Consider the following 21,486-nt stretch of genomic DNA (forward strand, 5'->3'; position numbering starts at 1 on the left):
CGAAATGAGTCATTGAGTCGGAGTTGGATCACATTTTATGTTCAAAACCATTTTTACTTTTCTGCGGCAACAGCTGCCGAAATTGAAACCCTCCTGGCCCCTGCTCGGTGCTGTGCTCTGGGTGCTCGCCCTCATCCTGGTGTGGTGGCTGGGTCCTCGCCTCGAGGTGCGTGGCGCCAAGCCGTTCGAGCCGCTGTGGGGGCGGGTGGTATTCACCCTGCTCTGGCTCTGGCTGATGCTGGGGGTCCTCTCCTGGCGCGTCTGGCGCAAGATGCAGCAACTCAAGGCCGAGCGTCAGCACGAGGTGGTGCTGGAGCAGGATCCGGTCAAGGGGCTCATCGACAAGCAGGCGCTGTTCCTGGATCGCTGGCTGCAAGCGTTGAACACTCATCTGGGCAAGGGGGCACTCTACGCCATGCCCTGGTATCTGGTGCTGGGGCTGCCCGGCAGCGGCAAGAGCAGCCTTATTCACCGCGCCAACCCGGCCAACAAGCTCAACCCCAGGCTCGACACCGAACTGCGGGACGTGGCACAGGATCAGCTGATCGACTGCTGGCTGGGGGAACAAGCCGTGATGCTGGATCCTGCCGGCGAGCTCTTGTCCCAATCCGAACCCGAGCTGGATCCGCAGGCGCGCAAGCATGAGCGGCTCTGGCTGCACCTGCTGAACTGGCTCAACGAGCACCGTCGCCGCCAGCCTCTCAACGGCCTGGTGCTGACCGTGGATCTGGCCTGGCTCTCCCATGCCAGCGTGGCCGAGCGCAAGGCTTATGCCCAGCTGATGCGCTCCCGCCTGCAGGAGGTGTCGGCCACCATGAACACCCGGTTGCCGCTCTATGTCACCTTTACCAAGCTCGACTTGCTGCGCGGCTTTGATGTGGTGTATGAGCAGCTCGACAAGGAGGCCCGCGAGGCCGTGCTGGGGGTGACCTTCAACCCGGGCGACAGCCAGGGCAAATCCTGGCAGCAGGCGCTGGCCCTGTTCTGGGATCAGTGGGTGGACAACCTCAACCAGAACCTGCCCGAGCTGATGCTGGCCCGGCTCGATGCCGCCCAGCGCAATGCGCTGTTCTCGTTCGTGCGCCAACTGGCAGGGTTGAAGGATTACGTGACCAGCCTGCTCGACGAGACCCTGGCCATAGAGGAGAGCAAGCCGCTCTTGGTACGCGGCGTCTACATCAGCTCCGTCTATCAGCAGGGGGTACCGTTCGATGCGTTTGCCCAGGCGGCGTCCCGTCGCTACAACCTGCCAGAGCCCATCCACTCGGCCCTGCGCGGGGAGTCCAACACCTATTTCGTGCGCAAGCTCTTCTCCACCATCATCTTCCCGGAGGCCCATCTGGCAGGGGAGAACCGGCTGCACACCCTCTATCGCCGTCGCCGCATGGCCATCGGTCTGAGCTGCCTGTCGCTCTTCTCGGCGGCCCTCATCGGCGGCTGGCACTATTTCTACCGGGTCAACGAGGAGGCGGGTCGCAACGTATTGACCAAGGCCCAGGCCTTCATGGAGACCAACGAGGTGGCCGATGCCCACGCCTTCGGGGTGAGCCAGCTGCCGCGTCTGAACCTCATCCGCGAGGCGACCCTCTCCTTTGGCAACTACCGTGAACGGACCCCGCTGGTGGCCGATCTGGGCCTCTATCAGGGGGACGAGATCGGCCCTTATGTGGAAGGCTCCTATCTGCAACTGCTGAGCCTGCGCTTCCTGCCGGCCCAGATGCAGGGGCTGCTGGCGGATCTCGAGCAGGCACCGGCCGGCAGTGAGGAGAAGCTCTCCATACTGCGGGTGATGCGGATGCTGGACGATGCGTCGGGTCGCAACAAGGAGCTGGTGGCGCAGTACATGGCCAGCCGCTGGCAGCAGGCCTTCCCGGGGCAGGGGGCTGTGCAGGAGCAACTGATGGGGCACCTGGATTACGCCCTCGACCACACCGACTGGCACGCAGCCAGGGCCGCCCGGGATCCGGCCGCCATCACCGCCTTCATACCGTTCAAGGAGCCTGTCTACGGCGCCCAGCGCGAGCTTGGCAAGCTGCCCATGTATCAGCGGGTGTATCAAAACCTGGTGGTGAAGGCGAATGACGTGCTGCCGCCGGATCTCAACGTGCGCGACGAGGTGGGTCCCACCTTCGACACCGTGTTTGCCCTGCGCAGCGACAACGCAGGTCAGGTGCCGCGGCTGCTGACCTGGCCCGGTTTCAACGACTTCTTCCTGAAACAAGACAAGGCGCTCATCGATCTCACCGCGATGGATGCCTGGGTGCTGGGCCAGCGCAAGCTGAGCCAGCTGAGCGAGGCAGATCGCAAGGAGATCGCCCGTCAGGTCAACGATCGCTATGTCACCGACTACGTCAACCAGTGGCAAAAACTGCTGACCAACCTAGATGTGCAGACCCTGGAGAGCCCGGAGCAGGCGCTCGACGTGCTCTCTGCCATCACGGGCAACGACCAGCCGTTCCAGCGGGTGCTGGCCTCGCTGGATGACAATACCCGCATTCGCAAGATCTCCGACGTGGAAGGGGATCCTGCCCAGGCCATCACGGCCCGCATCGGGCGTCCCTTTATGGCCACTAATGGCGCATTGGCTGGCCGTGGCGAGCAGGGACCGCTCATTCAGGAGGTCAATCAGAAGCTGGTGGAGCTGCAGCACTATCTGGAGCTCATCGTCAATGCCACCGAGCCGGGCCAGTCGGCCCTCAAGGCGGTGCAGCTGCGTCTGACCAACAAGTACGCCGATCCGGTGTTCGCCCTGCAGCAATATGCCCGCAGCCTGCCGGCCCCGCTGGATCGCTGGGTGGGTCAGCTCTCCGAGCAGAGCTCGCGGCTGGTGATCGACTTGGCCATGTCCTCCCTCAATCAGGAGTGGCAGGACAAGGTGCTGGCCCCCTTCAACAGCCAGCTGGCCGGTCGCTATCCGTTTGACCCGGGCTCAGCCAAGGATGTGCCGCTCTCCGAGATGGAGCGCTTCTTTGCGCCGGGTGGGACCCTGGACAGTTTCTATCAGGTCAACCTCAAACCCATGGTGGAGAGCGGCCTGATGGAGGGAGAGTTCAGTTCGCCCATGCAGGCCGAGCTGGTCAAGCAGCTGGACAGAGCCGCCCGCATCCGCCAGATCTTCTTCAGCCAGCAGGGCAACCTGGAGGTGCAGTTCGCCCTCGAGCCCATCGAGCTCACCGCCAACAAGCGGCGCAGCGTGCTGAACCTGGATGGCCAGTTGCTGGAGTACGCCCATGGCCGTCGCACCAAGATCCCGCTGGTGTGGCCCAACACCATGCGTGACGGGGCCGAGAGCAAGATCACCCTGGTGCCGGCCGCCCGCGAGCGCTCCCCGCGCAGCGAAAGCTTTGTCGGCCCCTGGGCCATGTTCCGCCTGATGGACAAGGGGGAGCTGACCCAGGTCAATGAGGCCACCTTCGATGTGCGCTTCCCGGTGGATCAGGGGTCCATGACCTATCGCGTCTATACCGACAGCGCGCAGAACCCCTTCACCGGCGGCCTGTTCAGCCAGTTCAGATTGCCTGAATCCCTCTATTGATCATGTCGGGGGGACCCAGTGCCCCCCGCATTTTGGAAGCCGATATGTCACAGAATCAACAAGGTCAGCAGGCGCTGAAAGTGGGGCGCGATCCCAGGATGCTGCCGGAATACGAGGCGCTGCGGGCCGAGATCAACAAGCTCAGCCATGCCTCACGCCCCGAGGTGGACTGGCGCAAGATCCATCAGCTCGCCAGCCTTATCTTCGAAAAGCACGGGGTGGATCTGCAGACTGCCATCTACTTCACCCTGGCGCGCTCTCGCTTGCAGGGGCTGAGCGGCTTCACCGAAGGCTGCGAGTTTCTCGCCAACCTGATCGTGACCCAGTGGGAGAGTTTCTGGCCGCCGGTGCATCAGGAGCGGGCCCGCATCGAGATGCTGGACTGGTTCATCGCCCGCATCAGCGATGTCATTCGCCAGTACCAGATCAGCCACGAAGACAAGCGGCTGATCTACCGTTGCGAGCGGGCTCTGCAACTCATCAGCGAGAAGCTGCACAACGCGGGCTTAAGCCGCATTCCCCGGGTCGAGAATCTGGTGCACTTCATCGAGGGCTACACCCATCTGTTCGATGAGACCGAGATCGTCATCGTCTCCGATGAGCCCGGTCTCAAGGAGGATCTGCAGATCCCGCCCATGGTGTTCTTCAAATCCGACATGGAGAGCGACCACGGCGCCTCTGCCGGGGCGGCGACCCCGCACCTGCCTCAGGGCAGCATTCTGGTGGGGCGCGAGAAGGGGCAGATGAAGCCGACCGTGCTCAAGATTGAACAGCACCGCAAGCAGCGGCCCGCCTGGTTCTGGTTTGGCTGCGGTCTGCTCAGCTGCGCCCTGCCGGTCATGGGCTGGCTTGGCTGGCAACATCAGCAGCAGGAGAAAACCGTGGCGGCCCAGCGTCTGGTGCAGCCGGCCACCGAGCTGCCGCGAGCACTCAGTTATGACGACATTCGCCAGGCACGCATAGTGCTAGGGGAGCAGACCCTGCAGAGCATGGAGAGCGATCTGGTGGCCCGCTACCAGAACCAGTTGACCCGGCTTGAGCAGACGTCGCCGCTCTACTGGTATCGCTACGGCGAGGGGCTGCGCAACTCACTCTTGATGCTCTATCCCGACTCGCTGGCGGTCAAGGCGCTGGACAAGCAGTGGCAGGCGCAGCTTGGTAGCCAGCAGGGGGATGTCATCAGCGTGCCCACCTACCTGGATGCCCGCGCCGGGGTGGATGCCCTGCTCGATCAGCTGCTGGAGCTGGAGCGCCAGCGCAAGACGGTGACCATCTCCTACCTCAAATCCCAGCTCTACGAAGTGCAGAAGAACCTGATGCAGAACATCCCGTTCAGTCTGCGCCTCGGTGAACTGGAGGCGAGAAAAGCCTCCCAGGAGCCCATCACGGCTGCCGAGCTGAAGAGTCTGGAAAATGATCTGAAAGCGCTCAATATCCGCCTCTATCAGCTGCAGCAGGGCGCTTCTGGTAGCTGAAAGTGCTGTCATGAGCAAAAAATTGCGCAAGCTGTGGTGAGTTTGACTGGCAAGGCAAGGTTTGCCGGGAAACTTGCCCTGTCTTGCGCAATGGATTGCAGCAGATTGGTCAGATGCCGCGAGCTTGAATCGTAATTGACTGATTTTTAATGTGATTGTGGACGACTTAGCCATGGCATGGAGGCTGCTGGGTCGCCGTTCCAACTGTCTCTGCACCAGACTGCGCTTGCACCATGGTTGCCCCACGGAGAATCCAGATGTGCCCTTCTATTGCATTGCTCGGTGACATCGGCACCGACCACGATGGTTTCCACCCATCCCCCGTGATTGCTGCCAGCCCGGATGTGTTCCTCGATGGCAAACCGGTGGCCCGCCAGGGTGATCCGCTGGCCCCCCACGACAAACCCAACAATCCACCCCATCCGCGCAGCATCTCGGGCGGCGTCGGCTCTGTACTGGTCAACGGCAAGCCCATCGCCGTGACCGGTACCGCCGTCGGCTGCGGCGGTGTGGTGATTGGCTCAGGCAGCGGACAGGCAGGTTAAGGAGGGCTTCATGGCAGACAGCACAGGATTACAATTTACCGTCAAGGTGGGGGCCCTGCCCGAGAGTACCTTCGTGGTGGCCGAATTTGCGTTGGATGAAGCGTTGAACCGGCCATTCAACTTGCGCCTGGAGCTGGCGAGTGCCCAGCCCGACATCGACTTTGGCGCCGTGCTGGACCAGCCGTGCGAGCTGCTGATGTGGTACAACGGCGAACTGCAGCGCCGGGTGTGCGGAGTGGTCAGTGACTTCGCGCAAGGTGACAGCGGCTTTCGCCGGACCCGCTATCAGCTCATGGTACAGCCGGCCCTGTGGCGGCTCTCTTTGCGCCAGAACGCCCGCATCTTCCAGGCACAAAAGCCCGACGAAATCCTCTCAATCTTGCTGCAAGAGCACGGCATCACCGACTATGCGTTTGCCCTGAAAAATGAGCACGCCAAGCGGGAGTACTGCGTTCAGTATCGCGAGACCGACCTCGATTTCGTGAACCGCCTCGCCGCCGAAGAGGGGATGTTCTACTTCCACGAGTTTGAAGCGGGCAAGCACCGCATCGTGTTTGCCGATGACGCGGCGGCATTGACTCAAGGCCCCGAGCTCTTCTTCAACCTCGGCAACCATTCACTGGAGCAGGGGCCCTACGTCCGCCAGTTTCACTACCGCGAGGCAGTGCGCCCCTCAGATGTGGAGCTCAAAGACTACAGCTTCAAGACCCCGGCTTACGGCCTCTCCCACAAAAAGCAGGGCGCAGAGCTCGAACATCAGCGCGATACCTACCAGCACTTCGACTATCCGGGCCGCTACAAGCAGGATGGCAGCGGCAAGGCCTTTGCCCAACATCGGCTGGATGCGCTGCGCAATGACGCAGTGGTGGGCCAGGCTAAGTCCAACTGCGCCGCGTTGCTGCCGGGCCAGACGTTTTCACTCACTGAACATCCCAACGGCAGCCTCAACACCGACTGGCAAATCGTGCGTATCCGTCACACCGGTGAACAACCCCAGGCCTTGGAAGAAGAAGGCGGCAGCGGCCCCACCGTCTATCACAACGAATTTGGTGTAGTGAAGGCCAGCACCACCTGGCGGGCGCGCATCGGCAGTCCGGAGGCCCCTCACAAGCCGATGGTGGATGGACCACAAATCGCCATGGTGGTGGGCCCTGACGGGGAGGAGATTTACTGCGACGAACATGGCCGGGTGAAGCTGCAGTTCCCGTGGGACCGTTACGGCTCGAGCAACGACCAGAGCTCCTGCTGGGTGCGAGTATCCCAGGGTTGGGCCGGCGGTCAGTACGGCATGATGGCCATCCCGCGCATCGGCCACGAGGTCATCGTGAGCTTTCTGGAAGGGGACCCCGACCAGCCCATCGTGACCGGCCGCATCTACCACGCCACCAACCGGCCGCCGTACGAGTTGCCGGCCAACAAGACCCGCACCGTGCTGCGCACCGAAACCCATCAGGGGGAGGGCTTCAACGAGCTGCGCTTTGAGGACCAGGCGGGGCAGGAAGAGATTTACATCCACGGTCAGAAAAACCTGAACGTGCTTATCGAAAATGATGCCGCCTGGCATATCAAACACGACCAGCATACCGACATCGACAACGAGCGGGTGACCCGCATCAAGGCCAACGACCACCTGACGGTGGAGGGTGAGAAGCGCGACCAGATAAAAGCTGACTACTCGCTGACGGTGGATGCCAGCCTGCACCAGAAGTTGGGGCAGTCCCTGTTGGTGGAAGCCGGTCAGGAAGTGCATATCAAGGTGGGCGACAAGCTGGTGCTGGAGGCTGGTTCCGAGATCACCCTCAAGGGAGGCGGCAGCTTTGTCAAAGTGGATCCTAGCGGCATCAAGCTGGTCGGGCCTGCGATCAAGCTCAATGCCGGCGGCAGCGCAGGTTCAGGCTCTGGCTGGGGTGGCAAGGCCCCCGTGGTGCCCAAGGGAGTAGAAGTTGTCAAGGCTCCCGAACTGGTTGAACTCATCAAGGCCATTCCCACCGAGAAGGCGATGGAGGCGCTCTTGAAAGAAGAGAAGCCTGGCGCGTTCTACCTCTTTTCTGAATAAGGAAACAGCATGAAGTTTGCATTTCCCATCCTCACTGCCACAGGGGAAGAGTTCAAGGACGTCAAGGCGCTGACGGCGCTGATCAATGGCGAGCAATCGGGTCACTATCTTCTTGGCAACCACAACAAATGGCACGGTGGCATTCATATCAGCGACAAGAGTGCTCCTTGGTGCAAGGATAAGTATCCTGTCAGAGCCATGGCCGATGGCAAGGTGGTGGCATTCCGGATGATGAAGGATTACCTGACCTCTGAATTTCAGGGGGAGTCCCTGCGTTATTCCAACTGCTTCTGCTTGGTACAGCACGAATATTGTGAAATCAATACAGAGACCAAGGCGAAAAATGAGTTCACCTTCTACTCGCTTTATATGCATCTGCTGCCTTGGGATCAGTACCAAAGTACCGAGAAGCTGATATTGAAGAAGGGGTGGAATGCGCGCAACTCCATTCCCCATGCCAATCCCGATGCTGAGCAGCAGCGTGTTGATGCCGCTTTGCCGCGCTTCACGCTACCTAAAGATACCGAACTGGAAATGGACAGTAACACGCCTCCTCAAAAGGGGATCGTTGGGGGCAAGGAGTATGATTTCATCAAGGTGACGATCAAGAGCCAGCTATCCAATACCCAGATGAAAGAGGCCGAGAAGGCCGGTGTTGTGGTCAGTCAAGGGAGTTCGGTCTGGATCGCCAATAGCCCGGATGCGGTGATCGTTATCAAGCCCAATGTGCCAACCTGGCTATTTGACCAAATAGATGCCGAGCTGCTGACGAATATGGTTGGTCGTGCGGATCCTGTTCTCAATGGGCCTACAGGTCGTCTGATGGCGGGAGACCGAAGCGTTGCTCTGCCTGCAGGAACAAAAGTGAAGTATGATGCCCACCGACTCGAATTCCATTGGGTGGGTGACAAAGCACGTAAGATGGCCAGATGCGAATATGTGACACCGAATGCAGATGGTGCTGCGGGTAGTTGCGGCATGGCCTGGGTGTGCGTCGAAGATGAGTTTATCAAGGTAAATGTGCGTACACCTTCCCATCTCGGCGAACTCTATGTGTTGCCATCTCCCGTAGCTATCGCCGCGGGTGAGACTATAGGCTATCTCGGCCTGGTGGAAACGCCAGGCTCTCTGATTGGAGGCAAAAAGAGCAAGCATCAAGTCCATCTTGAAGTCTTCACCCAGGATCTTCGTCTTGACGATGTGCTGGCCAACAAGGCGGGAACAAAAGGTGGTGCTACCTATGCCAAGGTCCCGGCGGAACTCGTCTTATACGAAAAGAAAAAGCAGGATGGTAAAGATCTCTGGGCAGCGACTGCTGACAAAAGCCAGGAAGAACTGGTTGAATCACCCAAGCTTGAAAAAGACGCTGCCAAGCAGGAGTGGCTCAGCGTATCGTCAGGAAAGTATGTCAAGAAAGAGCAAGTCGAACTGTTGAGCCAGCATGACTGGCTGAAGATTGGTTTTAAAAAGATCGATGGTTCAGGCTCCGATGGCTATCTGGATCCCGATGCACCCCCCACCTTCTTTACCGAATTGGTAAAGAGTTTCGATACTGATAAGAGTGGTGAGCTTAGCAGTGAAGAAATACAGGCGGCCTTGCAAAACAGCAACAATGCAGAAAAACTTCACAAACTAATCGTCAAGCATCCCAGCGAATGGTATGAAAAATCATCAGCCAGCAGTTATCTGTGGCTAGATAAACTGATGACCAAGATTGGCTTGCCTGATTTTGACATCTTGGTGGATCACGAGAAACAGCGTATCGATAAGCTGGAGTGGATGCAGAGTGCTGCGAAGCTAAAGCTTGGTAAGGATATTTGGCATATATATCCAATGGCCATATATGGAAAGAAAAAAGATAGATTTGTTGTACATTATACAAAATATAACTATGTCATTGGGAAAGCATTAGACAAACAGATGGCAATACCTTCTAAGTACGCACCTAAAGTGGGAAATAATAAACTGGCAAGTCGAGATGAGGTATTGCTCCATCTAACACCAGACGATGACCTGACTAAAAATACTATCTATCAATTTCTTGATCTATCAAAATACTCAGAAGTTTCAGAGGATGAGCTTAATAAGTTTTTGTTAGGGCAAGGAGTCTTAGAGGGTAAAGGTTCTATTTTTATCTCTGCAGCTAAAAAGTATAATGTCAGTGAAGTGTATCTAGTTTCTCATGCATCACTAGAAACTGGTCGGGGGACATCAAGTTTTGCACGTGGAAAAGATTTTAATGGGGTTAAGGTTTATAATATGTATGGTATTAACGTTAGAGATGACAAGCCTGCATTAGGTACTGAATATGCATATAAAAATGGATGGAATTCAATTGATAAAGCAATAGATGGTGGAGCTAAATGGATATCTGATAACTTTGTTAATCACCATAAATATAAACAGAATACGCTTTATAAAATGCGTTGGAATCCAGCTTCACCGGGCGAGCATCAGTATGCCAGTGATGTTCTTTGGGCTAAGCATCAAATACCTAACATGAAGAAAAGATTTGATGTTTTCCCTAATGCCATTTTACATGTCGATATTCCGGTTTATGAGGAATGATTAATGAAAAGTGTTATTTATGTCTTCGCTTTCTTTTTTTCTTTTAGTCTTCAGGCGGCATGTGAGAGTGTAAAGTTCAATGAAGTACAGAAAAGTAGTGGGGTTTTTTACGATGTATCTAACATTATCGTGACATCGAAAGGTCGCACTTTTTTTTATGACATGCCTCTTGATGAGTGTAAGTCAAAAAAATTCATAATTAATGGCGACAAGGCAATTTCATATGCATCGTATAATGGATTTCAATATGTTGGTTATCTAGACCGGAAAGGTGAGGTTCATACAGGATGGGTTGATTCAACCCGTATCACCAAAAAAGAAAAATCACCTGAGGATTTAAATGTTAAAAAAAGCGATTTTGCTATACACTTTAATGGTTATGATATAAAAGTTGGTGGTGATTACAGTGAAGTTATAGGAGCTTTTAATGGATTCACCGAAATGTATAGTGGAAATGGTTTTGCCGATGTATTTAAAAATATTGATGGCGTAGATTATAAATTTTATCCTCATGACTTTGGTTTCATATATATAGAGTCATCAAATCTTGACTATAATAAATTAAAAAGAGACTTTGATGATTATAGAATAACTAAAGTCACTCTTAAGAAAGATGTGGGGTTTAGTAGTAGAGGGATCTATGTGGGAAGCAAAATGCTTGATGTCATAAAAGTATATGGTGTACCTGCGTCTAAGAAAGATGATGCTTTTACATATATACGTGATAACTACATGATGAAGTTTTTTGGTTCTGAAGTAGTCAATGAAATAGAGATATCTATCAATCCAATGTAAAAAATTTTAACTAGTATTTATATTCTGTACAGATCTAGTTATCACCTGACACCGGCCTCAAACCGGTGTCTTGTTTACGCTACTTTAGAGCGCACTTCCTTCAGTATCAATTTCAGACCCTTCTTGAACATGCTGTAGGGGATTTGTCCCTCCATCACCCTGCCCTAATGTGGCCGCTGTTCCAAATAGCTGTCCAGGTTTGACTACATCAGCCCCACCGACTTATGCCAAGTTGTTCTCCTTTGATCTCATAAGGTCCGAGACGGGTTGCTGGCAACCGCCAGCACCAATGCGGATGCATTTTAGAGTGTCCCCTGTGCGACCCGTTACGGGCATTTTTTCAGCAACGGGCAGAGCATTGGAGGGGCGGTTTATGTCTACCGGATTTAAACAGATAGGATTGAATGTTTTCTGAAAGGAGATAATGGGGTGGCTGATGGGGCTCGAACCCACGACAACCGGAATCACAATCCGGGACTCTACCAACTGAGCTACAGCCACCACTGAAGATACCCATCAATGTCTGCATCGGGGAGATGCATGTTATCAATGGCGCGCCCTGCAGGATTCGAACCTGCGACCCACGGCTTAGAAGGCCGTTGCTCTATCCGACTGAGCTAAGGGCGCATTGCCTCGACAAGCCTGGCGGCATGCCGAAAAACCTGGTCGGTGATAAAGGATTCGAACCTTTGACCCTCTGGTCCCAAACCAGATGCGCTACCGGGCTGCGCTAATCACCGAGAATCTCGTCTCCAGCTTAGCGACAGCGGCTGTACTGGGCAACGGGCCGGCATCATACCCAAGCGGGAAAGCCAGCGTCAACGAATTTTTCCACCAATGAATTCAAATGCCTACTTATTGCCCTCCATGCGAGAGCCGCTAACACCCGTGGCAAAAAAATGCGACAATGCGCGGCAGTTGAACACATGGTGAGTGAAGAACGATGTCTGCCAAAATCATTGATGGAAAACAGGTTGCGCAAACGATTCGCAATCAGGTCGCAGCGCAAGTCCAACAGCGGTTGGCACAAGGAAAACGGGCGCCGGGCTTGGCGGTCATCCTGGTCGGGGTAGATCCTGCCTCGCAGGTCTATGTCGGCAGCAAGCGGCGCGCCTGTGAAGAGGTGGGTTTTATCTCCCGCTCTTACGATCTGGACGCGATGGCGAGCCAGGAAGAGTTGCTGGCACTGATCGATAAGCTGAATGAAGACGCAGACGTTGACGGTATTCTGGTGCAGCTCCCCTTGCCGGCTCACTGCGATACGACCCAGGTATTGGAGCGTATTCGCCCCGACAAGGACGTGGATGGTTTCCATCCTTACAACGTGGGTCGGCTGGCACAGCGTATTCCGGCACTGCGCCCCTGTACGCCCAAAGGCATCATGACGCTGATTGAAGCGACCGGTGTAAAAACGCATGGTCTGCATGCGGTAGTAGTCGGGGCATCCAACATCGTCGGCCGGCCGATGACGCTGGAGCTGCTGCTGGCAGGTTGTACTACCACCACCTGCCACCGTTTCACTCAGGATCTGGAAGAGCAGGTTCGCCGTGCCGACCTGCTGGTGGTGGCGGTTGGCAAACCCAATTTCATTCCGGGTGAGTGGGTTAAACCGGGGGCACTGGTGATAGACGTGGGGATCAACCGGTTGGCGGACGGCTCTTTGGTCGGTGACGTGGAGTTTGAGACCGCGCGCAATCATGCCTCCTTCATCACGCCTGTACCGGGCGGGGTTGGCCCCATGACGGTTGCCAGCCTGATGGAAAATACCCTGAGCGCCTGTCAGGACTATCACGACAGCGCACAATGATCTCTTTCTAGTCTGCTCGGGGGAACGAACTTCTCCTGTAAATTGCAGCAATAAAAAAACCGGCAACCTTGCGGCTTGCCGGTTTTTTTATTTATCCAGTTCGACTCTTACATGTTCTGTGCTTCGTTTGGCACAATGACAGAGGCGTGATTGCCTTTCGGCCCCTGCTGCAGTTCAAAGTTGACTGCTTGACCTGCTTTCAACGTCTTGTAGCCTTCCATTTGTATCGTGGAGTAGTGGGCGAAGATATCTTCACCACCTCCTTCCGGACAGATAAACCCAAATCCTTTTGCGTTGTTAAACCACTTGACTGTTCCGGTTGCCATACATCTACATCCTTTTATTGATTACCTTGAAGTCGTTGAGTAACCTGCGCCAGCCCTTTATAACTAGTAACATAGCCCATAGCAGACGGGCGCCGATTAGCAAGTAACCAATCTAGTCTAACTTTTGAGCGAGTCAAGGAGTTGTTAACAACTGATGTGATCTGGTTAACAAGTCTATTGACAATCTTGTGTTAGGCGGTAGTAATCTAGAGGTACCAAAGCGCGATTATGAGCAAGCAGAAAGAACTCTTTGCTAATGAAGAGATTGCAGAAGCAGAGAAAACCAAGCTGCAACCGCCACCCATGTACAAGGTCGTCCTGAACAATGACGACTACACACCGATGGAGTTCGTGGTGGAGGTGCTGCAAAAGTTCTTTGGTATGGATTTGGACAAGGCCACTCAGGTGATGCTGAGCGTGCATTATAGTGGTAAGGGAGTCTGTGGCACGTTCACCGCCGAGATTGCCGAAACCAAAGTGGTCCAGGTCAACACCTATGCACGTAACAACGAACATCCACTGCTGTGTACCATGGAAAAGGCTTGAATCTGATGACTTGATGGCGATGACGACACCACATTGTTGCTGTACTAGGGGAGGTGCCTATGTTGAATAAAGATCTAGAAAAGACGCTGAACGAGGCTTTCAAACTGGCCCGTGACGAGCGCCACGAATTCATGACTGTCGAGCACCTGTTGTTAGCCCTGCTGGATAACAGCTCAGCCCATGAGGCGCTGAGTTCTTGTGGTGCTGACGTGGAGCTGATGCGCAAAGAGATCAGCGCATTCATCAGTCAAACAACCCCGCTTATTCCCCGTGACGATGAAGATCGTGAAACCCAGCCCACACTGGGCTTCCAGCGGGTGCTGCAACGCGCCGTGTTCCATGTTCAATCATCGGGCAACACGGAAGTCAGTGGTGCCAATGTGCTGGTTGCCATTTTCAGCGAGCAGGAGTCCCAGGCCGCTTACTTCCTGAAAAAGGCCGAGATCAGCCGACTGGATGTGGTCAATTTCCTCTCCCATGGCGTGCGCAAAGACAGCAAGCCGGACAACAGCAGCAACAATGCCGAGTCCGACGACGATGTGTCTGCCGCCCAGATAGAAAGCTTTGCCACCAACCTCAATCAGCTGGTGCTGGAAGGGCGTATCGATCCGCTTATCGGGCGGGATCAGGAGCTCAATCGTACCATCCAGGTGCTCTGCCGCCGTCGCAAGAACAATCCCTTGCTGGTTGGTGAAGCCGGGGTGGGCAAGACGGCCATCGCCGAAGGGCTGGCCTATCGTATCGTCAAGGGTGATGTGCCCGAGGTGATTGCGGGCAGCACCATTTATTCCCTGGACATGGGCTCGCTGCTGGCGGGGACCAAATATCGCGGTGATTTCGAGAAGCGCCTCAAGGTGCTGCTCAAGCAGATCGAGCGCCAGGAAGGGGCGATCCTGTTCATCGACGAGATCCACACCATCATAGGGGCTGGTGCTGCCTCCGGTGGTCAGCTGGATGCGGCCAATCTCATCAAGCCGCTGCTCTCCAATGGCTTGCTGCGCTGTGTCGGCTCCACCACCTATCAGGAATACTCCCAGATCTTTGAGAAGGACCGTGCTCTGGCGCGTCGTTTCCAGAAGATCGATATCGTCGAGCCCAGCGTGGATGATACCACCCGCATCCTGATGGGGCTCAAGAGCCGCTATGAGGCTCACCACGGGGTACGTTATACCGTCAAGGCCATCCGCGCCGCGGTGGAGCTCTCTGCCAAGTACATCAATGATCGCCATCTGCCTGACAAGGCGATCGACGTGATCGACGAAGCCGGCGCCGGGCAACGGCTGCTGCCGGCGAGCAAGCGCAAGAAAGTGATCAATGTGCAGGAGATCGAAGCCATTGTGGCCAAGATTGCCCGCATTCCGGAGAAATCAGTCTCGTCTTCCGACAAGGAAGTGCTGAAGAATCTGGAGCGCAACCTCAAGATGGTGGTATTTGGTCAGGACAAGGCCATTGAGGTGCTGACCGATTCCATTCGCTTGTCACGTTCTGGTTTGGGTAATGAGCGTCGCCCCGTGGGTTGCTTCCTGTTTGCCGGCCCGACCGGGGTTGGCAAGACCGAGGTCACTCAGCAGTTGGGCAAGGCGCTCGGCGTCGAGGTGCTGCGCTTTGATATGTCGGAGTACATGGAGCGCCACACCGTCTCCCGCCTGATCGGGGCACCTCCCGGCTATGTGGGCTTTGAGCAGGGGGGACTCCTGACCGATTCGGTGCTCAAGCATCCGCACTCAGTGGTATTGCTGGACGAGATCGAAAAGGCTCACCCGGATGTGTTCAACCTGCTGCTGCAGGTGATGGACAACGGCACCCTGACCGACAACAACGGGCGCAAGGCGGATTTTCGCAACGTGATCCTGGTGATGACCACCAACGCCGGCGTGCAGGAGACCCAGCGCAAATCCATCGGCTTCCAGCAACAGGATATGAGCCACGATGCCATGGCGGTGATCAACAAGACGTTCAGCCCGGAGTTTCGCAACCGGCTCGATCACACCATCTGGTTCAATCATCTGGATATGACGGTGATACATCAGGTGGTCGACAAGTTCATCGTCGAGTTGCAGGTACAACTGGATGCCAAGGGCGTGTCTCTTGAAGTGTCCGAGGGTGTCCGTCACTGGTTGGCCGAGAAGGGATATGACAGGGCCATGGGAGCGAGACCCATGGGACGGGTCATCCAGGAACACCTCAAGAAACCCCTTGCCAATGAGATCCTGTTCGGATCCTTGGTCGATGGGGGGGTAGTGAAGGTTGAGTTGATAAATGACAGCCTCAGCTTTGACTATCAGGTCAATGTTGAAGCTGTTTCCCACTAAGCTTAACGCTGTTGGAAAACCACAAAAAACCCCAACCGGAAGGTTGGGGTTTTTTGCTGAATTCCTGGCTTAGCGAGAGCGGAAAACAATACGTCCCTTGGAGAGATCGTACGGAGTCAGAGCTACCGTTACTTTGTCCCCAGTCAGGATACGGATGTAGTTTTTGCGCATCTTGCCGGAAATATGAGCGATAACCACGTGACCATTCTCCAGTTCCACACGGAACATGGTATTGGGCAGGGTTTCGAGAATAGTGCCCTGCATCTCAATACTGTCTTCTTTAGCCATTGAATCCTCTTGATAAGCCACAACAAAAAATCCGCTGGATCATGCCGGATTTAAGGCTATGTGTAAAGTTTACTCGGGCTTGCTGTCGATATTTTTCCATTCCCCCTGTATCAACCGTTCATGGGGCAGATACTGGCGCTTGTAATTCATCTTGCGGCACTCCTCCACCAGATAGCCCAGATATAGCCAGCTGCGGCCGGTTCTTCTGGCCAGTTCCAACTGGCTCAGAATGGCGAAGGTACCGAGGGAACGATCCGCATGGGCAGGGTCGAAAAAGGTGTACATGGCGCTGAGGGAATGGGGCAGCAGATCCGTGGTTGCGACCCCGATCAGCCGGTTATCCTTGCGCATTTCCAGATAGAGGGGCGGCATCCAGTCACAGTGCAGGAAGCCCTTGTACTGGGTACGGCTGGGGGGATACATGCTGCCGTCATGATGGCGTTCGCGAATGTAGCGTTCATAGAGCTGGTAGTACTCTGGCTTGTCGTCGTAGCTGAGTACCAGTTCGATATCCTGATTGAGCTGGCGGATCCGCTTCTGGCTGCGGCTCGGCACGAAGCGCTCGCTGTGGATGCGCAGGGACTGGCAGGCATTGCAGGCCGGGCAGTGGGGACGATAGATGTCGTTGCCGCTGCGCCGAAAGCCGGCCGTCAGCAGGCGTTCGTAGCCGCTGGCATTGAGCAGGCTGTGATCCATCAACACCAGCAATTGCTCCTGCTCATGACCCAGATAGCTGCATTGGTGCTTCGGGGTCAGTCCTACCTTGAGGATCACTTCTTCGGTCATAACAGAATGCTCCCCGTTTGCCAGCAATTGGCCGCCAGCGGTTGTCGGCTCAGTTGTGCCAGCGTCGTCAAAAATTGGCGTCTCGGCCACTCTTCTATTCCCAGGGTGGCCAAAAAATCGTTCTGCATCTGGCAATCGATCAAGGCGCCATCATGGCGGGCGAAGTGCCGGCAGAGGGCCACCATGGCCAGTTTGGCACCGTTGTCGATACGACTGAACATGGACTCGCCGCAGAACACCCGGCCGAGGGAGAGGCCATAGAGGCCGGCTTGCAACTGGCCCTCCTGCCAGATCTCGATGGAGTGGGCATGGCCAAGGCGGTGCAATTGTCGATAGGCGTCGATCATGGGTGTGCTAATCCAGGTTCCACTGGCACTGCGACGGGGCGCGGCGCAGGCCGCTATAACCTCATTAAAGGCGCGATCGATGGAAATATCGAATGAGGTACCACGGATAAATTTACGGAGGGTGCGACCGATGTGCAGCTGTTCCGGCCGGATGACGCCTCTGGGATCCGGTGACCACCACAGCAGCGGCTGGTGGGGTTCATTCCACGGGAAGATCCCCTTGTGGTAAGCTGCCAGCAGGCGGGCCGGAGAGAGATCCCCTCCGATCGCCAGCAGGCCGTTGGGTTCCTCCAGGGCATGCTCGGGGTCGGGAAACCAGCACAGCTCATCATCCAATTGGGTAAGATAGCGAGACATAAGGTAACGAGGTTCATAGATGAAGGCCATTATCCTGATAGTATCCAGCTTGTTTTGCTTTGTCACTGCGCCCGCCTGGGCGCAGGTCTACGAGCGCAATACGGCAAGACCCGTGAATCAGGTGGTGTTTGGCCAGGTCGAGACGGTGCGCAACATCACCCAGCGCCAGATTCTGGAATCAGAACACTCCGGCTGGAAAACCCTGGGGGGCGCCGTCCTGGGCGGTCTGCTTGGCAACCAGTTTGGTGGCGGTCATGGCCGTGAAATCGCTACTGCGGTCGGCGCATTGGCGGGGGCGGCCGCGGCGCAGCAGTATCAATCGGGCGGCAGCGTGGTGGAGAACAAGCTGGTAGAGCTGCTTATTCGCAACGAGCAAAACGGGCTGGTGAACGTCATTCAGGATTACGATCCGGCCATGGTGTTCATGAACGGCGACAAGGTGCGCATCCTCTATTTCGACGATGGCGTGCGGGTCGACAAGACCTATTGAAGCAGGCGCTGGCTCAGGCGGTCATCAAGGGGGGAGAAGTGACCCGACACGCTGCCGGCTGGGCAAGCTGTCGGGCGGGTACTACACGGAGAACATCTGGCGAGGTAACGTCAGGCCGATGAGTCCTGCGACACTATCTTGTCACGGCCGGTGTTCTTTGCCTGATAGAGCAGGCGATCCGCCTCGCTCAGTGCCTCGTCCATGGAACCGCGCCCGACTTTGATCACCCCGAAACTGGCGCGTACAAACAGCGGCGTCTCCCTGGACAGCGGTTGCTGGCGCATCTGCTGGCGCAGCCCCTCCAGCCGTTTGAGCAGCACCGGCACGGTGCAGTGGGGCACCATCAGTGCAAACTCTTCGCCACCAAAACGGGCGATCATGGCATCTGGGAAGAACTGGGTGAGCAGCCGGGTGAGGTGGCAGAGCAGCTGATCGCCGATGGCATGGCCCCAGTGATCGTTGACCTGCTTGAAGTGATCCACATCGAGCACGCACAGCGCAAGCGGCGTCTCCTGACGCTGGTGCTCCTCGAACCATTTCTGTCCTTCATTGAACCAGTAGCGCCGGTTGTAGAGCCCGGTCAGGTAGTCGCGATTGGCCGACTCCTGGATGCTGTTGAACTGCTCCAGCGCTTCCAGGTTATGGCTGACCCGGCATTGCAGCTCTTCCGGTTCGAACGGCTGGTTGAGGAAGTCGTTGGCGCCCTGCTTGAGGTAACGGGCGGAGAGGCCGCGCTTGTCCGATACCGAGATGCCGATGATGGCGAGCTGCTGCTTGCTGTAACGCTCGCGCAGCATGCGCACCAGGCTGATCCCGTCAATTTCTGGCATGTAGTAGTCGACCAGTACCAGCCGAATGGCCGGGTTCTGTTCGAGCTGGGCCAGGGCCTCGCGGGCGTGGCTCGCCTCATGCACCTGCAGCAGTTGCTTGCGCAGCTGGGCCATGGTGCGGTGGCGGGAGGTGCGTGAATCATCGACCACCAGTACTTCGATGCGTTGGTTGAGGTAGAGGCGATGAACCAGGCTGACGGCGTATTGCAGGGAGTGGCGTGAATCCTTCATCACATAGTCCAGCACCCCTGCCTCCAGCCAGGCAGCGCGCTTCTCCTCGCTGATATCGGCAGTGAGGATCACCACCGGCAAGCCCCGCTCCAGCAACACCTTGACTGCCTCCCCGCTGGGGGCATCCGGCAGGGTCAGATCCACCAGCGCCACCACGTACTCTTCTCCCCGACAGTGTCGGGCACCCTCCAGGGTATCGAATGCATCGATCTCCAGCCCGGTTTGCTGGGCAATGGCCTGGATCAGCATCCGTCGAATGGTCAGACTGTCCTCGACTATCAATATTTTCTGTTTCATCCGGCTCCTTAAAGTAAAAAGGCATGCCTCGCGGCATGCCTTTTATATCCCTTGTGCTTATTGCGCGTCCAGATAGCGCTCGGCATCGAGGGCGGCCATACAGCCGGTACCGGCCGAGGTGATGGCCTGGCGGTAGGTGTGGTCAGCCACGTCACCGGCGGCAAATACCCCTTCGATGCTGGTCTGGGTGGCGAAGCCGTCGAGGCCGCCACGCACCTTCAGATAGCCGTTCTGCATATCCAGCTGGTCGGCGAAGATCTGGGTATTGGGCTGGTGACCGATGGCGATGAAGACGCCCATCAGTGGCAGGTCGGTGGTGGTGTCGTTCTGGGTGTTGCGCAGACGCACGCCGGTCACCCCCATGTCGTCGCCCAGCACTTCGTCCAGAGTCTGGTGGGTGTGTAGCACGATATTGCCGCTGGCCACCTTGTCGTGCAGACGCTTGATCAGGATCTTCTCGGCGCGGAACTCGTCGCGACGGTGAATGAGGTGCACCTTCTTGGCGATGTTGGCCAGATAGAGCGCCTCTTCCACGGCGGTGTTGCCGCCGCCGACCACGGCCACTTCCTGATTGCGATAGAAGAAGCCGTCACAGGTGGCGCAGGCGGAGACACCGCGGCCCTTGAAGGCCTCTTCGGAAGGCAGGCCCAGATACTTGGCGGAGGCACCGGTGGCGATGATCAGCGCATCACAGGTGTATTCGCCGTTGTCGCCCTTGAGGCGGAACGGACGCTGGGTCAGCTGCACTTCATTGATGTGATCGAACAGGATGCGGGTGTCGAACTTCTCCGCATGCTCTTTCATGCGCTCCATCAGGGCCGGACCGGTCAGCCCCTCGGGGTCACCGGGCCAGTTCTCCACTTCGGTGGTGGTAGTCAGCTGACCGCCTTGCTGCATGCCGGTGATGAGCAGCGGATTGAGGTTGGCACGGGCGGCATAGACGGCGGCAGTGTAACCCGCCGGGCCTGACCCCAGGATCAGCAGTTTGCTATGAGTGACTTGGCTCATGATGTGATTTCCGAGACGTGATGAGTTTGCGCGATTGTAGGTAATTCGTGATAAGGGGTCAAAGGCCAGTGAGTCGATTGCATCAATCGGCTGGCGGGGTGGGAGCGAGGTAAGAAAGGGCTGAAAACATGCCCTGTCGCGGAAGGCTCCTCTGCCGGGCTCGGTGCGCCTTGATGAGGAGTTAGATGGATCTCTCTGACTCTCTCGCCATGGTGATGTGAGAGGTGGCGCTTGGTATCCGCTGGCGCTTCCCGGGCGTGGCACGCATTTCTATTGATAAGGTGGGGAAGGGCGCTTGCAGTAGCGTTTGCCAGCGGTTGCTGCCCAGCCCGGCTGATCCTGTCCGCTGGTGTGGCGGCGATCTAGGCGCGATTGACAAGTTTTGGCGCAGTGGCCCCTCTGTCGGTGCTTTGCAGTACAGCGCCTGAGGCCATGGTTGCCTCATTAGTGCGGGGGGCAGCTAATCAGGCCGCGCATTGACATGCGGGGGGATCTCGCTGGGGTGGCCGCTCTCCCTATGGGCACATTCATGATGGCGGCCTCTCGTTATCCTGCAGGGCGAATGCCAAATCATTGCCGGGCAGTCGCGACGAAGACGCAGGGAGGGGGGTGTTATGTTTTGAGTCTGATGAATACGCCGGCCACGGTGAAAATTGCTGCAATGCAGGACAAAATAGCGACAGTGGCAGCGCGATAATCTGCACCACCTGAATCAATGCCGCTTCCTGCGCCGCTTTGGGCGAAAACAGTATGGTTTCGTGCTGTCAGTTCACGTACACTGGCCACAGCCATGCCTACGCGGTATTCATGGTTTTTTATTTCTTTAGGTACACCGATAATCATGCTATCCCTCGACTATCGATTGGTGGTTTATGTTGCAAGCTAGT

General features: G+C 56.4%; 17 protein-coding genes, 3 tRNA genes and 1 pseudogene. 10 read left to right on the forward strand and 11 right to left on the reverse strand.

The window, feature by feature from the left end; all coding sequences use genetic code 11:
* The first annotated feature begins 37 nt into the window (after positions 1 to 37).
* The 6 genes from tssM to E5E97_RS14325 all read left to right on the forward strand — a co-directional run bounded on the left by tssM (position 38) and on the right by E5E97_RS14325 (position 10,974).
* Complete coding sequence (gene tssM / locus E5E97_RS14300; RefSeq protein ID WP_171280460.1) at positions 38 to 3,535, forward strand: type VI secretion system membrane subunit TssM; 3,498 nt, start codon at positions 38 to 40, stop codon at positions 3,533 to 3,535.
* Positions 3,536 to 3,579: 44 nt separating this feature from the next.
* A complete protein-coding gene (locus E5E97_RS14305) occupies positions 3,580 to 5,010 on the forward strand; it encodes a VasL domain-containing protein (RefSeq protein ID WP_118881403.1) in 1,431 nt (476 codons plus the stop codon).
* A 257-nt stretch (positions 5,011 to 5,267) separates the two neighbouring features.
* Entirely contained in the window at positions 5,268 to 5,555 is a 288-nt protein-coding gene (locus E5E97_RS14310) for a type VI secretion system PAAR protein (protein ID WP_017411057.1), read from the forward strand.
* A 10-nt stretch (positions 5,556 to 5,565) separates the two neighbouring features.
* Positions 5,566 to 7,611 carry a type VI secretion system tip protein TssI/VgrG gene (gene tssI / locus E5E97_RS14315; RefSeq protein WP_171280461.1) on the forward strand — a complete coding sequence of 682 codons (2,046 nt, stop codon included), beginning with the start codon at positions 5,566 to 5,568 and terminating at the stop codon, positions 7,609 to 7,611.
* A gap of 9 nt (positions 7,612 to 7,620) precedes the next feature.
* On the forward strand, positions 7,621 to 10,179 hold the full coding sequence (locus E5E97_RS14320; RefSeq protein ID WP_118881401.1) for an N-acetylglucosaminidase: 2,559 nt from the start codon (positions 7,621 to 7,623) through the stop codon (positions 10,177 to 10,179).
* Between the two features lie 3 nt (positions 10,180 to 10,182).
* On the forward strand, positions 10,183 to 10,974 hold the full coding sequence (locus E5E97_RS14325; protein WP_162901962.1) for a hypothetical protein: 792 nt from the start codon (positions 10,183 to 10,185) through the stop codon (positions 10,972 to 10,974).
* 74 nt (positions 10,975 to 11,048) lie between these two features.
* Here E5E97_RS14325 and E5E97_RS14330 read toward each other — a convergent pair.
* The 4 genes and pseudogenes from E5E97_RS14330 to E5E97_RS14345 all read right to left on the reverse strand — a co-directional run.
* Positions 11,049 to 11,213 (reverse strand): annotated as a pseudogene (locus E5E97_RS14330) (IS481 family transposase); the annotation flags it as partial.
* A 186-nt stretch (positions 11,214 to 11,399) separates the two neighbouring features.
* A tRNA-His gene (locus E5E97_RS14335) sits at positions 11,400 to 11,475 on the reverse strand.
* Between the two features lie 49 nt (positions 11,476 to 11,524).
* A tRNA-Arg gene (locus tag E5E97_RS14340) sits at positions 11,525 to 11,601 on the reverse strand.
* Positions 11,602 to 11,637: 36 nt separating this feature from the next.
* A tRNA-Pro gene (locus tag E5E97_RS14345) sits at positions 11,638 to 11,714 on the reverse strand.
* 203 nt (positions 11,715 to 11,917) lie between these two features.
* Between E5E97_RS14345 and folD the strand changes: the two genes are divergently transcribed.
* Entirely contained in the window at positions 11,918 to 12,781 is an 864-nt protein-coding gene (folD, locus tag E5E97_RS14350; protein WP_118881400.1) for a bifunctional methylenetetrahydrofolate dehydrogenase/methenyltetrahydrofolate cyclohydrolase FolD, read from the forward strand.
* A 107-nt stretch (positions 12,782 to 12,888) separates the two neighbouring features.
* Here folD and cspD read toward each other — a convergent pair whose 3' ends face one another.
* Entirely contained in the window at positions 12,889 to 13,107 is a 219-nt protein-coding gene (gene cspD, locus E5E97_RS14355; RefSeq protein WP_005300025.1) for a cold shock-like protein CspD, read from the reverse strand.
* 228 nt (positions 13,108 to 13,335) lie between these two features.
* Here cspD and clpS point away from each other — a divergent pair, with 228 nt between their 5' ends.
* On the forward strand, positions 13,336 to 13,653 hold the full coding sequence (clpS, locus tag E5E97_RS14360) for an ATP-dependent Clp protease adapter ClpS (RefSeq protein WP_005300028.1): 318 nt from the start codon (positions 13,336 to 13,338) through the stop codon (positions 13,651 to 13,653).
* A gap of 59 nt (positions 13,654 to 13,712) precedes the next feature.
* Positions 13,713 to 15,965 carry an ATP-dependent Clp protease ATP-binding subunit ClpA gene (gene clpA, locus E5E97_RS14365; RefSeq protein WP_118881399.1) on the forward strand — a complete coding sequence of 751 codons (2,253 nt, stop codon included), beginning with the start codon at positions 13,713 to 13,715 and terminating at the stop codon, positions 15,963 to 15,965.
* A 69-nt stretch (positions 15,966 to 16,034) separates the two neighbouring features.
* Here clpA and infA read toward each other — a convergent pair whose 3' ends face one another.
* From infA to aat, 3 genes are all read right to left on the reverse strand, one after another.
* Positions 16,035 to 16,253 carry a translation initiation factor IF-1 gene (infA, locus tag E5E97_RS14370; protein ID WP_005300033.1) on the reverse strand — a complete coding sequence of 73 codons (219 nt, stop codon included), beginning with the start codon at positions 16,251 to 16,253 and terminating at the stop codon, positions 16,035 to 16,037.
* Positions 16,254 to 16,322: 69 nt separating this feature from the next.
* A complete protein-coding gene (locus tag E5E97_RS14375; protein WP_011705735.1) occupies positions 16,323 to 17,039 on the reverse strand; it encodes an arginyltransferase in 717 nt (238 codons plus the stop codon).
* The gene (gene aat, locus E5E97_RS14380) at positions 17,036 to 17,743 is read right to left on the reverse strand and encodes a leucyl/phenylalanyl-tRNA--protein transferase (protein WP_029303253.1); all 708 of its coding nucleotides are present in this window, start codon (positions 17,741 to 17,743) and stop codon (positions 17,036 to 17,038) included. The genes E5E97_RS14375 and aat overlap by 4 nt, the downstream gene beginning before the upstream one ends.
* A gap of 19 nt (positions 17,744 to 17,762) precedes the next feature.
* Here aat and E5E97_RS14385 point away from each other — a divergent pair, with 19 nt between their 5' ends.
* A complete protein-coding gene (locus E5E97_RS14385) occupies positions 17,763 to 18,233 on the forward strand; it encodes a glycine zipper 2TM domain-containing protein (RefSeq protein ID WP_016350454.1) in 471 nt (156 codons plus the stop codon).
* Between the two features lie 110 nt (positions 18,234 to 18,343).
* On the opposite strand, the gene E5E97_RS14390 is transcribed toward E5E97_RS14385, so the two are convergent.
* From E5E97_RS14390 to E5E97_RS14400, 3 genes are all read right to left on the reverse strand, one after another.
* Positions 18,344 to 19,591 (reverse strand): response regulator, encoded by a 1,248-nt coding sequence (locus E5E97_RS14390; RefSeq protein ID WP_011705738.1) that lies wholly within the window; start codon positions 19,589 to 19,591, stop codon positions 18,344 to 18,346.
* Between the two features lie 57 nt (positions 19,592 to 19,648).
* The gene (trxB, locus tag E5E97_RS14395) at positions 19,649 to 20,599 is read right to left on the reverse strand and encodes a thioredoxin-disulfide reductase (protein ID WP_017409663.1); all 951 of its coding nucleotides are present in this window, start codon (positions 20,597 to 20,599) and stop codon (positions 19,649 to 19,651) included.
* Positions 20,600 to 21,211: 612 nt separating this feature from the next.
* Positions 21,212 to 21,442, reverse strand: coding sequence for an alanine dehydrogenase (locus E5E97_RS14400; RefSeq protein WP_118881398.1), 231 nt, complete (start codon positions 21,440 to 21,442; stop codon positions 21,212 to 21,214).
* Positions 21,443 to 21,486: the final 44 nt, after the last annotated feature.

Source organism: Aeromonas sp. 2692-1, assembly GCF_013085505.1.
GTDB classification, from domain to species: domain Bacteria; phylum Pseudomonadota; class Gammaproteobacteria; order Enterobacterales; family Aeromonadaceae; genus Aeromonas; species Aeromonas hydrophila.